This window comes from Rhizobium sp. T1470, assembly GCF_042140505.1.
Lineage (GTDB): Bacteria > Pseudomonadota > Alphaproteobacteria > Rhizobiales > Rhizobiaceae > Rhizobium > Rhizobium favelukesii.
Genome location: NZ_CP148091.1, coordinates 1,217,818 through 1,232,052, shown reverse-complemented (window position 1 = coordinate 1,232,052; position 14,235 = coordinate 1,217,818). Strand labels below are relative to the sequence as shown.

Sequence of the window (14,235 nt, the reverse complement as noted above, 5' to 3'; positions counted from 1 at the left end):
CGCCCGGTCCGGGCGCTGGCGGCCGCTGCAATCATCCCCTCGACGATTGCTCCCGCTCAAGCGGGATCACGACTCACCCGTTTACGAAAGCCATGTCTGATGTCGTCAGCTCTATGTTGCGCAGCTCGCGGTTGACGAGGAAATGTTCGTTTTCCTGAACCGTCTCGGCGAGCTCGACCTTGGCATCGAAGCGGGCGCGGAAGGCCTCGATGATCTCGTTGACGATCACCTCGGGCGCCGATGCGCCGGCGGAAAGTCCGAGCGTCGAGATCGGGCCGATGTCCGCCCAATCGAGTTCCGAAGCGCGCTGCACGAGCAGCGACTTCTTGGCCCCTGCCCGCAACGCAACCTCGACCAGCCGCTTGGAATTGGACGAATTTGGCGCACCAACGATGATGAACAGATCGCAGCCGGGGGCAGCCTGCTTGACCACTTCCTGACGGTTGGTCGTGGCGTAGCAGATCGAGTCGGCGGCCGGCGCCGTCAGATTGGGGAAGCGTTGCTGCAGGCGCGCGATGACGCCGGCCGTGTCGTCCACCGACAGCGTCGTCTGCGTCACAAACCCCAGATTATCCGGGTCGGCGGGCTTGTAGGCGTCTGCGTCCTCGACGGTCTCGATCAGGGACACGGAGCCCTCCGGCAACTGGCCCATCGTGCCGATGACTTCAGGGTGACCGGCATGACCGATCAGTATCACATGGCGGCCGAGGCGGTTGTGGCGCATCGCCTGCTTGTGAACCTTCGACACCAGCGGACATGTGGCGTCGAGGTAGAAGAGATTACGGGCGCTCGCGTCTTCCGGAACGGATTTCGGCACGCCATGGGCGGAGAAGACGACCGGCTGGGCGCGGTGCTCTTCCGGGATCTCGGCGAGCTCTTCGACGAAGACGGCGCCTTTGGCTTCCAGGCCTTCGACCACATAACGATTGTGGACGATCTCGTGACGGACATAGACCGGCGCACCGTAGGATTTCAGCGCCAGCACGACGATCTGGATGGCACGGTCGACGCCCGCGCAAAAGCCGCGCGGTCCGCACAGCCTGATCGTCAAAGGAGGTTTCGCCGCAATATTCATGTCTGTTCCGGTTTGTAGGGATAGGGCTCTCTAGCCCAATATAGGCAAGAATTGAAGCGATACTATTGCGCCGGACCGCGCTTGCGGAAACGGGCCACCACGACGATCACAACAAGCGTTGCCGCCAGGCCGTACCAGGTGAAGGCATATTGCAGATGGTTGTTGGGCAGATCGACATCGGTGACGCCGCCGATCGGGAGACCCTTCGGATTGGGGGTATCGTCCGCATCGACGAAGAAGGGAACGACTTGCGCCTTGTCGAGCTCGACGCTGGACGCCATCACATCGAGGTCTTTCCAGTAGAAGATGTTCTTGGCGACATCGTTGTCGGGCACTACCCAGGATGGCTTGCCGGGCAGCTTCGCGCGGGCAAGACCGGTCACCGTCTGCTGATCGGTCAGCTGGCCCTGCATGCGCATTGCGGGTTCCTTATTCTCATAGGGAACGAACCCGCGATTGACGAAGAGATAGCGGCGATCGGCAAGCTGCAGCGGTGTGTAAACGTAAAAACCCGTCCGGCCGTGCCAGGTGGCGAAGAAGTGCCGCTCCTTGCTGTTTACGTATTCGCCGCTGACCGTGGCGTGACGATAGTCGATATCCTCGCCTGTTGCCGCCAAAGCTTCGATATCTGCAAGCGATGCCGGCGGCGCCTGGCGGCGCTCGGCGATATCGGCGAGCAGCTTCTCCTTCCAACGCAGCCGCTCGACCTGCCACGTCCCGAGCGAAACGAGGATGGCGAGCGCGACCAGCACGGCGATGCCGGTCAGGACCGACCGCTTTCGACTGGGCGCCGACACTTGACGTTCAGTCACGGGAAAGGCGCCCTTCCCTGGCGTTGTGGCGATACTGCATCGCGATCAGAATTCCCTTACACCAACGAAGAGCAAGCAGGGAGAGGACGATCGTCAGGGGAGCGAACAGCAGAATGTGCAGCCAGATCGGCGGCGCGTAGTTGACCTCCAGCCACAGCACCGAGCCGATAACGATGAAGCCGACAATGAGAATGACGAACACCGCGGGACCATCGCCGGCATCGGCAAAGGCGTAATCGAGGCCACAGGCAGAACAGCGCGGTTTCAGCGCCAGCAGGCCGTTGAACAGCTTTCCCTGGCCGCAGCGCGGGCAGCACCCCTTGATGCCTGTCTTCACCGGATCGACCGGTGGGAAATGCGCGCTGTCGTCGTTCATGCCATCCTTCCAATTGCCTATGGCCAACCGGAGCGTCCGCCTTAACTCACCCATAAAGTATTCGCAGAGGGAAAGGAAATACCTGCGCTCTTTCGCCTCAGCGATTCGCGCCAAACAGAAGAAGAAAACTGATGACATATGACAGCTCGTCCGGACAGATCATTATTCTGAACGGCGCCCCGCGCAGTGGAAAATCGTCGATCGCCAACGCAATCCAGGAGCACTTCGACGGCCCATGGATGAACCTTGGCGTCGACACCTACAACGAGATGACGCCGGAGCGCTATCTGCCGGGCATAGGCCTGCGCCCGGGAGGGGAACGGCCCGATCTTGAGGAGATGGTGCCGTTTTTCTATGTGGCGCTCTACGAGTCGATCGCCATTCATGCCGGACTAGGCCTCAATGTGGTTGCCGACCTCGGCCATCACGACAGCTACTCTCAGCCGCTCGGCATCCTCGCCGATTGCGCGCGCCGGCTTGAGGGATTGCCGGTTCTTTTCGTCGGCGTCAGATGTCCGATCGAGGTCATCTTGAAGAGAAGGGACATCCCTTCGCCGGGACGACACACGCTGTATGTGCGCGCAACCGAGGACGAAGCCGTGCCCAATCCCGTCCAGCTCTGGCAGGAGCAGGTCCATATCCCCGGTATCTACGATCTTGAGGTCGATACCTCGGTGCTGACACCCTTCGAATGCGCCGAAGCAATCCGGCAGCGCCTGGACCTCGGCATTCCCGAACCCTCGGCATTCGAGCGGATCGCCGCCATGCGGTGACCGGAAAAAAGGGCGGGTGCCGTGGCACCCGCCCTTTTCGATTCCATGCTGTCCGTTCAGCCTGCGGCCAGCGGCGCGCCCCAGCCGCCCCAGACGTAGATGCAGAAGAACAGGAAGAGCCAGACGACGTCGACGAAGTGCCAGTACCAGGCCGCTGCCTCGAAGCCGAAATGCTGCTTCGGCGTGAAGTCGCCGCGGATCGCGCGCAGCAGGCAGACCAGCAGGAAGATCGTACCAACCAGAACGTGGAAACCGTGGAAACCGGTCGCCATGAAGAAGGTCGCGCCGTAGATCGAATTCTTGAAGGCGAACGGAGCGTGTGCGTATTCGTAAGCCTGCACCGTGGAGAACAGGATACCGAGCAGAACGGTCAGCGTGAGGCCCTGAATCAGGCCCCTGCGATCGTTGTGCAGCAACGCGTGGTGCGCCCAGGTCACCGTCGTGCCAGAGAGCAGCAGGATGACCGTGTTGTAGATCGGCAGGTGCCACGGATCGAGGACCTCAATTCCCTTCGGCGGCCACTGGCCACCGGTGAAGGCAAGGCGCGAGGCCTGGATCGCTTCATTCGGGAAGAGGCTCGCGTCGAAGTACGCCCAGAACCAGGCGACGAAGAACATCACTTCCGAAGCGATGAACATAATCATGCCGTAGCGAAGGTGTAGCGAGACGACGCGCGTATGGGCGCCCTCATCAGCTTCCTTCACAGTGTCCGACCACCAGCCGAACATGACGTAGAGAATGATCGCAAGCCCGATGAAGAACAGCCACGGATGAGCCCATTCGACGCCGAAGAGGTGCAGCGAGCCGCCGTTGAGGTAGCGCATGAAGCCGACGCCACCGAACGTAATGATGAAAGCCCCTAGCGACGCAATTATTGGCCACGGGCTCGGGTCGATGATGTGGTAGTCGTGATGTTTCTGATGAGCATCAGCCATGTAAGCTATCCCCGGATCTCTTCCTCTCCGCTCCGGCATAGCCGGAAACGAACCTCAATCAAAGTTTCTTTTCAAGCTTTACCGTTCCACCCTCGTTCGAAGCGAGCGGCTTCGGACCCTCTTTGGGATAGAACGTATAGGACAAGGTAACGGTGTGGATATCCTTCGATTCCACAGCCTTGGTAATATCAGGATCGATATAGAACACGACCGGCATTTCGAGCTTTTCGCCCGGCTTCAGAATGGTTTCATTGAAGCAGAAGCACTGCACCTTGTTGAAATAGGCACCCGCCTCACCGGGCGTCACGTTAAATACCGCCTGACCGCGCTGCGGCTCGTTCGACTTGTTCACCGCGACGAAATTCACCTGAATGGTTTCGCCGATGCGCGGATTGACCTCGCGCTCGACCGGCTTGAACTCCCAGTCGAGACCCGGCGCAATGTTTGCGTCGAAGGTGACGCGAATCTTGCGATCGAGAACCACGCTGGAGGCCTGCTCGACGCGCTGCGTCGTCCCATTGTAGCCAGTGAGCTGACAAAACATCCTGTAAAGCGGCACCGCGGCATAGCTCGCAGCGCCCATGCCGACGACGAAGGAAAGGCACATGAGAACGATGGCGCCGTTGTTGCGCGGCTTCCTCGGTGCGCTCTGCATCTCGCTCATCACATATGCCCCGAGGTGAACTTCACGATCGTGATCGCGTAGAAGAGCACGACGAGGCCGGCCAGAACCAGACCAAGAGCGACGTTGCGGTTGCGGCGCGACTTGCGCTGCGCTTCCGTGAGCTTGACGACGTCCATCAGAAAATGCCTCCCGCATGTGAAACGAGCACGGCCGCGAGCCGGTCGAACATCAGGGCGGAGAAAATCGCGAAGAGATACAGGATCGAGAAGCCGAAGAGCTTCTTCGCCGGGATCATCTTCTCATCGCCGTCTGGCATCCGCCAGACGGCGATGGAACAGTAGATGAAGATCGCGCCGAGCGCCGCGGCGACCAGGCCATAGCCGAGGCTCGCAAAGCCGAGGGCTGTCGGCAGAACACCGCAGACCGCCGTCAGGACGGCGTAGGCGACGATCTGATGCTTGGTCGTGCGCTCGCCCGAGACATTCGGCAGCATCGGCACGCCGACCGCCTCATAGTCTTCCATCTTGAAAAGAGCCAGCGCCCAGAAATGCGCGGGTGTCCACAGGAAGATGATCATGAAAAGGACGAAGCTTTCGATCGTGACCGTACCGGTCACGCAGGCCCAGCCGATCATGGGAGGAAAGGCACCGGCAGCACCGCCGATGACGATGTTCTGCGGCGTCGAGCGCTTCAGCCACATCGTGTAGATCACGGCATAGAAGAAAATCGTGAAGGCGAGGATGAAGGCTGCGAGCCAATTGACGGCGAGGCCGAGGATCGTCACCGAAAAACAGGAAAGCACCAGACCGAATGCCAGCGCCTCGCGCGGCGCAATCCGGCCGGCCGGGATCGGGCGCTTGGCGGTGCGGGTCATGATCGCATCGATATCGGCGTCGTACCACATGTTCAGTGCGCCCGAAGCGCCCGCGCCGATGGCGATGCAAAGGATGGCAATAAGGCCGAGAACCGGATTGATGTGGCCCGGCGCCATAACGAGACCGGCAAATGCCGTGAAGACCACGAGCGACATGACGCGCGGCTTCAGGAGCTCAAAATAATCGCGCGCACTCGCCTCCGACAGGCGGAACTCGCCGTCGTGTGCCAGAGCTTTGCGATTGCCGATTACTGTCATTCTCTTGTCCTGCAAACTTGTAAGCCGACCGCCGCACTGTAGCACGCGGCGGTCGCAATTTCTTGCATCATCCTTGCATCTTACTTGATGCGCGGGAGCTGTTCCCACTGATGATACGGCGGCGGCGAAGACAGCTGCCATTCGAGCGTCGTTGCGCCCTCACCCCACGGATTGTCACCGGCAACGCGCTTCTTGGCGAAGGCTTCGAAGACGCCGACCAGGAAGATCAGCACACCGACGGCCGAGATGTAGGAGCCGATCGAGGAAACGTAGTTCCAGCCGGCAAATGCATCCGGATAGTCGATGTAGCGGCGCGGCATGCCCGCGAGGCCCAGGAAGTGCTGCGGGAAGAACACCAGGTTGACGCCGATGAACATGACCCAGAAGTGCAGCGTGCCAAGGAACTCGTTGTACATGTAGCCGGTCATCTTCGGGAACCAGTAGTACCAGGCAGCGAAGATGGCGAAGACGGCGCCAAGCGACAGAACGTAGTGGAAGTGGGCCACGACGTAGTAGGTGTCATGCAGCGAGCGGTCGAGACCGGCATTGGCGAGCTGTACACCCGTCACCCCACCGACCGTGAACAGGAAGATGAAGCCGATCGCCCAGACCATCGGCGTGCGGAAGCTGATGGAGCCACCCCACATCGTTGCGATCCAGGAGAAGATCTTCACGCCCGTCGGAACGGCGATGACCATCGTTGCAAACACGAAGTAACGCTGTGCATCGAGCGACAGGCCGACCGTGTACATGTGGTGCGCCCAGACAACGAAGCCGACGGCACCGATCGCGACCATGGCGTAGGCCATGCCGAGATAGCCGAAGATCGGCTTCTTCGAGAAGGTCGAGATGATGTGGCTGACGATGCCGAAGCCCGGCAGGATTAGAATGTACACTTCCGGGTGACCGAAGAACCAGAACAGGTGCTGGTAGAGGATCGGGTCACCGCCGCCTTCCGGTACGAAGAAGGAGGTACCGAAGTTGCGGTCCGTCAGCATCATGGTGATGGCGCCGGCCAGAACCGGAAGCGACAGCAACAGCAGGAAGGCGGTGATCAGCACCGACCAGGCGAAGAGCGGCATCTTGTGCAGCGTCATGCCCGGAGCGCGCATGTTCAGGATCGTGGTGATGAAGTTGATCGCACCGAGGATCGAGGACGCACCGGCAATGTGGAGCGCAAAGATCGCAAGGTCGACTGCAGGACCGGGCGTACCCGAGCTCGACAGCGGCGGGTACATCGTCCAGCCGCCGCCCGCACCGTAAGCGCCGGCAGGTCCTTCGACGAACATCGACAGGATGAGCAGAAGGAAGGCCGGAACGATCAGCCAGAAGGAGATGTTGTTCAGACGCGGAAACGCCATGTCAGGCGCGCCGATCATGATCGGCACCATCCAGTTGGCGAAGCCGCCGATCATCGCCGGCATGACCATGAAGAAGATCATGATCAGCGCGTGAGCGGTGGTGAACATGTTGAACATCTGCTTGGCGCCGTCGATGGCCGCGTCGCCTTCGTAACCGTAAACCATCGATGCCAGACCGTGGAAGATCTGGATGCCCGGCTCCTGCAGCTCCATGCGCATGGCAACGGAGAGCGCGCCGCCGATGATGCCGGCGATGATCGCGAAGATCAGGTAAAGCGTGCCGATGTCCTTGTGGTTCGTCGAAAAGAACCAACGATTGATGAAGCTCGGCTTGTGCGAGTGATCGTGATGGTCGTCATGGGCGTGCGCGCCATGAGAGTGATCATGCAAGTGATGATCGTCGTGTGCGGAAGGTCCAGCCATATCCCGTTCCCTCTTCCCTTACTGTGCGACGTTTTCGGCAACGTCGACGGTCTTTGCGGGACCATCGGTTGCGGCCATGAGTGTTTTATACGCCCCAGGCAGATCGGTAGCGGCAGCGGCGAGCCACTGCTTGTACTTGTCCTCGGAGACAACGCGAATGGCGATCGGCATGAACGCATGGTCCTTGCCGCAGAGCTCGGAACACTGGCCATAGAAGAGACCTTCGCGCTCGGCCTTGAACCAGGTTTCGTTTAGACGACCCGGAACGGCGTCGATCTTGACGCCGAAGGACGGCATGGCGAATGCGTGAATGACGTCGGTCGGGGCGGCGGTCACAAGAACGCGGACCGTCTTGTTGATCGGCAGAACAAGCTCGTTATCGACAGTCAGCAGGCGCGGATAGATCGCCTTGTCTTCCTTGCCGGCAGCGGCACGGTCCTGATCCTTGAGCAAGAAGGAATCGAAGGCGAGCGGGCTGTCGTCGGTGCCTTCATACTCGTAATTCCATTGCCACTGGGTTGCGGTCGCCTTGATCGTCACATCCGGATTTTCCGGAAGCGTGAGCTGGGCGGTCAGCAAATTGAAGGAAGGAACGGCAAGAAACAGAAGAACGAGAACCGGCCCCACGGTCCAGGCGACTTCGATCAGCGTATTGTGGCTCGTCTTGGACGGCACCGGATTGGCACCGGCACGAAACTTGAAACAGACAACGATCAAAAGAACCAGTACGAAGAGCGTGATCGGAACGATAAACCACAAGGTATACTGCTCGAACCAATGAATGTCCCGCATGATAGGCGTGGCTGCCGGCTGTAAGGTCGCCTGCCACGGCTTCGGCTGGTCGGCATAACTGCCGGAAGCAAAAAGCAGACAGACCAGCGCGGTCAGAGCTGCATAAGCCTTCTTAATCACGTTAATATCTCCCTCGAGCGCTGATCTGCGTAAAATGCACGCAGAATCCTTGCCATCTTCTGCGCTTCAAACCACAGTTTGCCATTCGCCGCAACAGGCCAAAGCATTTGTCTGTGCGGCATTTTCGCTTTCAAACAGGCTGACCCAAGCATAACGAAACATTCCACCTTTTCGTTATCATTCGCGAAATATAGCTTGCGACTCGCGCCGCCGCGCCAACATTCTCTGGGAAACGTCCCATTTCCGCCGTAGTCCCCGGCTTTTCAGCGGGTGGGGCTTTTCATTTTTGATGGCGCGCCCCAACTTAGCGGCACTGATTCGAATTGCAGAGGTTTTCATGGGTTTCCGTTCCCTCGCACGGCCGTTCGTGCTGACAGCGTGCATCGCGGCCGCAGCGACTGCTCCCGCTTTCGCCCAGCAGCAACCCGCGCCGGCACAACCTGCGCCAACGCCTCCGGCAGCGCGGGCAACGCCCGGCCAGACGCAGCCGCAGGCACCCGGCACCGTAAAGTCGAACCACGGCGCATGGTCGGTCGTGTGCGACAAGCCGGCGGGCGCCGCGACCGAGCAGTGCGCGTTGATGCAGAACGTCATTGCCGAAGACCGGCCGGAGGTCGGCCTCTCGGTCGTCGTGCTGAAGACCGCCGACCGCAAGTCGAAGATTCTGCGCGTTCTGGCCCCGCTCGGCGTGTTGCTGCCGAACGGCCTCGGCCTCAATGTCGACGGCAAGGACATCGGCCGCGCCTATTTCGTCCGCTGCTTTGCCGATGGCTGCTATGCCGAAGTCGTGCTCGAGGACGAACTGCTGAAGACCTTCCGCAGCGGCGCCAGCGCCACCTTCATCGTTTTCCAGACGCCTGAGGAAGGCATCGGCATCCCCGTCGATCTCAAGGGTTTTGCCGAAGGCTACGACGCCCTCCCCTGATCGTCTCGATTTCGGGGCTTGCTGCAACGGTAAACCGGACCTACATCGGCTGAAAGCATTCCTGCTTCAGCGGAGCATAAAGACATGAATACGGATCTCCTCACGCTTTTCGATGCCGACGAAGCGAAGATGCGCTCGCTCGTTGCCGAGGCGCTTTCGGGCGCGGACGACGGGGAGCTCTACATCGAACACGCCCAGGCGGAATCGCTGATGTTCGACAACGGGCGCCTGAAGGGCGGCAGCTTCAACACCGAGCAGGGCTTTGGCCTGCGCGCGGTTGCCGGCGAAGCGGTCGGCTATGCGCATGCGGGCGACCTCTCCGTTGCGGCCTTGAAGCGTGCAGCCGATGCAGTTGGCGCCGTCACCCGTGGCTATGCCGGCAGCTATGCAGCGGCTCCCCAGCGAACCAACAAGAAGCTCTACTCGGACGAGAACCCGATCGGTACGCCGACCTTCGAGGCGAAGGTCAAGGTGCTGCAGGATATCGACGCTTATTTACGCGGCAAGGACGACAAGGTGCGCCAGGTGACCGCATCGGTCGCCGCCAGCTGGCAGGTCGTCGACATTCTGCGCGCCGATGGTCACCGCGTTCGCGATATCCGGCCGATGACGCGCATCAATATCTCGGTCATCGTCGGTGAAGGCGAGCGCCAGGAGAGCGGCTCCTATGGCAGCGGCGGGCGTGTCGGCTTTGGCGATTTCATCGCCGAGGACAGCTGGCAGTACGGCGCCGACGAAGCGTTACGCCAGGCACTGGTGAACCTGGAGGCAATCGACGCGCCGGCCGCCACCATGGATGTCGTGCTCGGCTCCGGCTGGCCGGGGGTCATGCTGCACGAAGCCGTCGGCCACGGGCTCGAAGGCGATTTCAACCGAAAGAAGACCTCCGCCTTTGCCGGCCTGCTCGGCCAGATGGTCGCGGCACCCGGCGTGACCGTCGTCGACGACGGCACGATCGACAACCGCCGCGGCTCGATCACCATCGACGACGAAGGGACGCCTTCGGCCTACAATGTGCTGATCGAAAATGGCAAGCTTGTCGGCTACATGCAGGACCGACAGAATGCCCGTCTGATGGGCATGAAGCCAACTGGCAACGGCCGCCGTCAGGGCTATTCGCACGTTCCCATGCCTCGCATGACCAACACCTACATGCTCGGCGGCGACAAGACGCCGGAGGAAATTATCTCTTCCGTAAGGAAGGGCATCTATGCCGTCTCCTTCGGCGGCGGCCAGGTGGATATCACCTCCGGCAAGTTCGTGTTCGGCTGCACCGAGGCCTACCTGATCGAGAACGGCAAGATCGGCGCGCCGATCAAGGGCGCGATGCTGATCGGCAACGGCCCGGAGGCGATGAAGCGTGTTTCGATGGTCGGCAACGACATGAAACTCGACACCGGCATCGGCAATTGCGGCAAGGCCGGGCAATGGGTTCCCGTCGGCGTCGGCCAACCGCACCTGCGGATGGACCAGGTGACCGTGGGCGGCACGAAGGCCTAGTCGGGAACGAGGAGCGGTGGTGAGCGAAATCGAGATCAGACCGTTCGTTGCCGCCGATCTCGATGATGTTTTCTCGGTGATCCTGCCGATCCAGCGCGAGGAATTCGGCATCGCGATCACGGCCGACGACCAGCCGGATCTCGCGGTTATTTCTGATTTCTATCAGTCCGGAAAGGGTCAGTTCTGGGTCGCCGTCCGTAATACCAACGAGCGCTAATCAAAACCGGTGCGCCCAGTCACGCATTCCAATCGACATGATCTTCCACGGCTGAGCGACCAGCTTGTTCCATGCGTCGCAGCAATGGGCGACGATGTCCTCGTAATCTTTGAAGATCCGGTTGGACAACCAGTTGTCACGCAGAAATTGCCACACGTTCTCGACGGGATTTAATTCGGGCGAGCGTGGCGGCAGGAAGAGCAGTGTGATGTTGTCGGGCACATCGAGCTTCGGCGTGACATGCCACCCCGCCTGATCAACGATCAGCACGGCATGAGCGCCGTCATCGACGGCCTGGCTGATTTCGATCAAATGCTGGTTCATGGCGCTGGTGTCGCAGTAGGGAAGAACGAGACCCGCACCTTTGCCCTTCTTGGGGCAGATAGCGCCGAAGATATAGGTCCACATCGTGCGTTGATCGTGTGGTGCCGAAGGCCTTGTTCCCCTGCGTGCCCATCGCCGGGTGATCTTGTTCTTTTGGCCTATCCGAGCTTCGTCGGCCCACCAGAGCTCAATCTCGACGTTCTTCGGGAACCTGCCTTTGATGGCTGCCAGTGTGGCGGGGAACTTTTTTTAAAACTCTCCAGGTCGCCTTCGTTCTGGGCGTAATGGCGCGGGCGGGCAGACAGCTTTGCAAAGCCGAGCGCCTTCAATTCGCGGCCAATGGTCGTTTCATCGACGGATATCCGATATTCTTGGAACAGCCATTGAGCAAGATCCTTGCGCCGCCAGCGCACAACGCCATGCACCGCCGGTATCGGGCCACTTTCGACGATCTTTGCCAAAGCCTGGCGATGCACGTCGGAAAGCTTTCCTTGATTGCCGGGTGCTTTGCCATTGATGAGCCCCGACGGGCCACGCGCATTGAAGCGAATAACCCAGTCGCGGACAATTTGCAGGGTCACGCCTCCGATCCTGGCCGCATCGCTGCGGGAATGGCCATCATAGATTTCGGCAAGGGCAAGAAGCCGCCGAGCCTGTGCCGCATCCTTCGTGCCTTTGGCCAACGCCCGAAGAGCGAAGCCGTCGAAGTCATCGCGCAGTGGAATTCCTGATGTCATCCGCAAACCTCCGTTTGCGGTATTGATTCAGAACTCAACTGATTTGGAAACCTCAAAAAGAGTCAGAGATCGCTCACGCTGGTATAACGGCCAGGTTGTCGGCACGCTTGGGCTGAAGGACATCGGCAACAACCAGACGGCGTTGCGCAAGATGTTTGTCGCGGCTGATGTGCGCGGTCGCGAGCATAACGTCGCGGCACGACTTCTGGCGGAACTGGTGGGACACGCAGAAAATCAGGGGATCAAGGAGATCTTCCTTGGAACGACGGACAAATTCCTCGCCGCGCATCGGTTCTACGAAAAGAACGGATTCACGGAGGTTCCCAAGGGCGATCTTCCGCGATCATTTCCGCTGATGGCCGTGGATACCAAATTCTACCGGCGCAGGATCGGCACGGCCGAAAGCTAGCCCCGCTCTGGCTGGAACAGCCATTTGCGCTTGATCGCCGCTGCGAGATCCAGATCGTTTCTATGCGCAAAAAGCAGGATGTGGCCGAGCACATCGGCTGCTTCATCAGCGAGGTCGCGCGCCAGTTGCTCATCCGACCTGCCTTTCCGACGCCCTCTGCCGCTGACGCGGTTCCAGGCTTGGGTGAGCTCGCCGATTTCCTCCTGAAGCTTCAGGAGAAACCAGTCGGCGTCGCGCGCTATGCCATTGGCATCGGCATAGGTGCGCGAAGCGCGCTCGAATTTTTCGGCGAGATCATTCAGCATGGCGTTCTCCTTTTGTTTACAAAGGAGGACCTTGATTCTGCTGGAAAGTCCAGAAGGTTCAGCCGTGGTGAGGCAGCAGCATGCAGTCGTAGGAGCGCTGTCTCAGGGCATCGCAGGCTGCCGTGGCAGCTTCGCGGCTCTGGAATCCGACGAAGCGAGCGCGATAGATCTTGTTGGCACCATTGCCGACAGCCTCGGTAAAGGGCGACGCGGTTTTCAGGGCCGGACCACCCTCGGCCTTGGCCTGGGCAAGGAGAGCGCGAGCAGCATCATCGCTCGGTGCCGCCGAGATCTGAATCTGCCAGTCGCCGGAAGCAGACGGCGCGCCGGCGGACTTGCCGGCATTGGCTACTTCGGCAAGAGCGGACGGGCGCTCCATCGGAACCGTCGCATCGCTCAGATAGCCGAGCGCCTTTGGCGAGAGTTCATTTGTGCGCGGCGTGGTTTCGGGGACCGGCATGTCGCTGTCATCGGCGGCCGAGGCGACTTCCACCTGCTGGCGCGCATTGACGCTTGCAACCAGTTTGCCGCTGGTTGACGCACGGCCGAGATACTTGTCGAGCAGACCCGCCATCTTGGCGTCGCGGCTGCGGGCCGTGCGGCCGCCAAGCACGACACCGACGACGCGGCGGTTGCCGTCTTTTACGGCGCTGACGAGGTTGAAGCCGGACGCGTTGGTGTAACCGGTCTTGATGCCATCCATGCCCTGATAGCGGTACATCAGGTTGTTGTGGCCTCGGATCGTGCGCCCACGGAAAGTGAAGCTGGCTGTCGAGAACAGGCGATACTCGCTTGGGAAATTCCGCATGAGCGCCACGGCAAGCGTGGACATGTCGCGCGCCGTGGTGACCTGGCGTCCATCCGGGAGGCCGGACGCATTATAGAAGGCCGTACGGGTCATGCCGAGCTGCCGTGCCTTCTGCGTCATCATGCGAGCAAAATTGCTTTCCGAACCACCGAGCTTTTCGGCCATGGCAGCAGCGGCATCGTTGGCCGACTTGGTGATCATGCCGAGGATCGCGTCGCGAACCGTAACGGAATCACCAGCGCGAACGCCGAGCTTCGTCGGTGGACGCGAGGCGGCGTATTTCGACATGACGAGCGGTGTGTTCCAGCTGAGCTTGCCGCGGTTGATCGCCTCGAAAGCCATGTAGATGGTCATCATCTTCGTCAGCGAAGCGGGGTGGTTCAGGACGTCGGCATTTTCGGCGCTGAGCACCTTGCCGGTTCGGGCATCCAGAATGAGGGAGGCACTGCCTGCCATCGCCGTCAACGGCGCCATAGCGACGAGCGTCGCGGTCATAATCGCGGCCAACAGCTTCTTCATGCAATTCCCCTCGATGAACGAATAGCCGGCGCCATTCGGATTTGTCCCGTTCCGCTACAGAAGCCGC

The 14,235-nt window shown here is 60.4% G+C and carries 16 protein-coding genes and 1 pseudogene; 5 read left to right on the top strand and 12 right to left on the bottom strand.

Features of this window, described 5'->3' with window-relative positions:
- Positions 1–73: 73 nt before the first annotated feature.
- The 3 genes from ispH to WGT02_RS06160 form a co-directional block, all read right to left on the bottom strand.
- Positions 74–1,075 carry a 4-hydroxy-3-methylbut-2-enyl diphosphate reductase gene (gene ispH / locus WGT02_RS06170; protein WP_024314228.1) on the bottom strand — a complete coding sequence of 334 codons (1,002 nt, stop codon included), beginning with the start codon at positions 1,073–1,075 and terminating at the stop codon, positions 74–76.
- Positions 1,076–1,137: 62 nt separating this feature from the next.
- Entirely contained in the window at positions 1,138–1,887 is a 750-nt protein-coding gene (locus WGT02_RS06165) for an SURF1 family protein (protein WP_024314229.1), read from the bottom strand.
- Complete coding sequence (locus WGT02_RS06160; protein ID WP_024314230.1) at positions 1,880–2,263, bottom strand: DUF983 domain-containing protein; 384 nt, start codon at positions 2,261–2,263, stop codon at positions 1,880–1,882. Before WGT02_RS06160 ends, WGT02_RS06165 begins: the two co-directional genes overlap by 8 nt.
- Positions 2,264–2,394: 131 nt before the next feature.
- Between WGT02_RS06160 and WGT02_RS06155 the strand changes: the two genes are divergently transcribed.
- A complete protein-coding gene (locus tag WGT02_RS06155; RefSeq protein WP_024314231.1) occupies positions 2,395–3,036 on the top strand; it encodes a chloramphenicol phosphotransferase CPT family protein in 642 nt (213 codons plus the stop codon).
- A 56-nt stretch (positions 3,037–3,092) separates the two neighbouring features.
- Here WGT02_RS06155 and WGT02_RS06150 read toward each other — a convergent pair whose 3' ends face one another.
- The 6 genes from WGT02_RS06150 to coxB form a co-directional block, all read right to left on the bottom strand.
- A complete protein-coding gene (locus WGT02_RS06150) occupies positions 3,093–3,971 on the bottom strand; it encodes a cytochrome c oxidase subunit 3 (protein WP_024314232.1) in 879 nt (292 codons plus the stop codon).
- 58 nt (positions 3,972–4,029) lie between these two features.
- The gene (locus tag WGT02_RS06145) at positions 4,030–4,635 is read right to left on the bottom strand and encodes a cytochrome c oxidase assembly protein (RefSeq protein WP_024314233.1); all 606 of its coding nucleotides are present in this window, start codon (positions 4,633–4,635) and stop codon (positions 4,030–4,032) included.
- Positions 4,635–4,772 (bottom strand): hypothetical protein, encoded by a 138-nt coding sequence (locus WGT02_RS06140; protein ID WP_024314234.1) that lies wholly within the window; start codon positions 4,770–4,772, stop codon positions 4,635–4,637. The genes WGT02_RS06145 and WGT02_RS06140 overlap by 1 nt, the downstream gene beginning before the upstream one ends.
- Positions 4,772–5,728: a heme o synthase gene (locus WGT02_RS06135; protein WP_024314235.1), complete on the bottom strand. Its 957-nt coding sequence runs from the start codon at positions 5,726–5,728 to the stop codon at positions 4,772–4,774. Before WGT02_RS06135 ends, WGT02_RS06140 begins: the two co-directional genes overlap by 1 nt.
- 80 nt (positions 5,729–5,808) lie before the next feature.
- The gene (gene ctaD / locus WGT02_RS06130) at positions 5,809–7,512 is read right to left on the bottom strand and encodes a cytochrome c oxidase subunit I (protein ID WP_024314236.1); all 1,704 of its coding nucleotides are present in this window, start codon (positions 7,510–7,512) and stop codon (positions 5,809–5,811) included.
- Positions 7,513–7,530: 18 nt separating this feature from the next.
- Complete coding sequence (gene coxB / locus WGT02_RS06125; protein ID WP_024314237.1) at positions 7,531–8,424, bottom strand: cytochrome c oxidase subunit II; 894 nt, start codon at positions 8,422–8,424, stop codon at positions 7,531–7,533.
- Between the two features lie 337 nt (positions 8,425–8,761).
- Here coxB and WGT02_RS06120 point away from each other — a divergent pair, with 337 nt between their 5' ends.
- From WGT02_RS06120 to WGT02_RS06110, 3 genes and pseudogenes are all read left to right on the top strand, one after another.
- Positions 8,762–9,349: an invasion associated locus B family protein gene (locus WGT02_RS06120; RefSeq protein ID WP_024314238.1), complete on the top strand. Its 588-nt coding sequence runs from the start codon at positions 8,762–8,764 to the stop codon at positions 9,347–9,349.
- An 84-nt stretch (positions 9,350–9,433) separates the two neighbouring features.
- On the top strand, positions 9,434–10,849 hold the full coding sequence (gene tldD / locus WGT02_RS06115) for a metalloprotease TldD (protein WP_024314239.1): 1,416 nt from the start codon (positions 9,434–9,436) through the stop codon (positions 10,847–10,849).
- Between the two features lie 19 nt (positions 10,850–10,868).
- Positions 10,869–11,051, top strand: a pseudogene (locus WGT02_RS06110) (GNAT family N-acetyltransferase); the annotation flags it as partial.
- A 15-nt stretch (positions 11,052–11,066) separates the two neighbouring features.
- Here WGT02_RS06110 and WGT02_RS06105 read toward each other — a convergent pair.
- Positions 11,067–12,127 (bottom strand): IS630 family transposase gene (locus WGT02_RS06105; protein WP_208248648.1). Its coding sequence is split into 2 segments (ribosomal slippage): positions 11,067–11,635 and positions 11,635–12,127, totalling 1,062 coding nucleotides; the frame shifts between segments, so codons are not numbered across the junction.
- Between WGT02_RS06105 and WGT02_RS06100 the strand changes: the two genes are divergently transcribed.
- Positions 12,060–12,536, top strand: a complete 477-nt coding sequence (locus WGT02_RS06100) for a GNAT family N-acetyltransferase (protein WP_208248653.1) — start codon at positions 12,060–12,062, stop codon at positions 12,534–12,536. The genes WGT02_RS06105 and WGT02_RS06100 overlap by 68 nt on opposite strands.
- Here the strand turns inward: WGT02_RS06100 and WGT02_RS06095 are convergent.
- Together WGT02_RS06095 and WGT02_RS06090 are read right to left on the bottom strand one after the other, a co-directional pair.
- A complete protein-coding gene (locus WGT02_RS06095; protein ID WP_024314241.1) occupies positions 12,533–12,841 on the bottom strand; it encodes a pyrophosphatase in 309 nt (102 codons plus the stop codon). The two genes, WGT02_RS06100 and WGT02_RS06095, sit on opposite strands and share 4 nt — an antisense overlap.
- A 58-nt stretch (positions 12,842–12,899) precedes the next feature.
- Positions 12,900–14,168 (bottom strand): D-alanyl-D-alanine carboxypeptidase family protein, encoded by a 1,269-nt coding sequence (locus WGT02_RS06090; protein WP_208248656.1) that lies wholly within the window; start codon positions 14,166–14,168, stop codon positions 12,900–12,902.
- Positions 14,169–14,235 lie beyond the last annotated feature (67 nt).

Bases quoted from the DNA above. Each gene is read 5' to 3' on its own strand.
- ispH (WP_024314228.1), bottom strand. From the start codon at position 1,075: ATGAATATTGCGGCGAAACCTCCTTTGACGATCAGGCTGTGCGGACCG.
- WGT02_RS06160 (WP_024314230.1), bottom strand. From the start codon at position 2,263: ATGAACGACGACAGCGCGCATTTCCCACCGGTCGATCCGGTGAAGACA.
- WGT02_RS06155 (WP_024314231.1), top strand. From the start codon at position 2,395: ATGACATATGACAGCTCGTCCGGACAGATCATTATTCTGAACGGCGCC.
- WGT02_RS06150 (WP_024314232.1), bottom strand. From the start codon at position 3,971: ATGGCTGATGCTCATCAGAAACATCACGACTACCACATCATCGACCCG.
- WGT02_RS06145 (WP_024314233.1), bottom strand. From the start codon at position 4,635: ATGAGCGAGATGCAGAGCGCACCGAGGAAGCCGCGCAACAACGGCGCC.
- WGT02_RS06140 (WP_024314234.1), bottom strand. From the start codon at position 4,772: ATGGACGTCGTCAAGCTCACGGAAGCGCAGCGCAAGTCGCGCCGCAAC.
- WGT02_RS06135 (WP_024314235.1), bottom strand. From the start codon at position 5,728: ATGACAGTAATCGGCAATCGCAAAGCTCTGGCACACGACGGCGAGTTC.
- ctaD (WP_024314236.1), bottom strand. From the start codon at position 7,512: ATGGCTGGACCTTCCGCACACGACGATCATCACTTGCATGATCACTCT.
- WGT02_RS06120 (WP_024314238.1), top strand. From the start codon at position 8,762: ATGGGTTTCCGTTCCCTCGCACGGCCGTTCGTGCTGACAGCGTGCATC.
- tldD (WP_024314239.1), top strand. From the start codon at position 9,434: ATGAATACGGATCTCCTCACGCTTTTCGATGCCGACGAAGCGAAGATG.
- WGT02_RS06095 (WP_024314241.1), bottom strand. From the start codon at position 12,841: ATGCTGAATGATCTCGCCGAAAAATTCGAGCGCGCTTCGCGCACCTAT.
- WGT02_RS06090 (WP_208248656.1), bottom strand. From the start codon at position 14,168: ATGAAGAAGCTGTTGGCCGCGATTATGACCGCGACGCTCGTCGCTATG.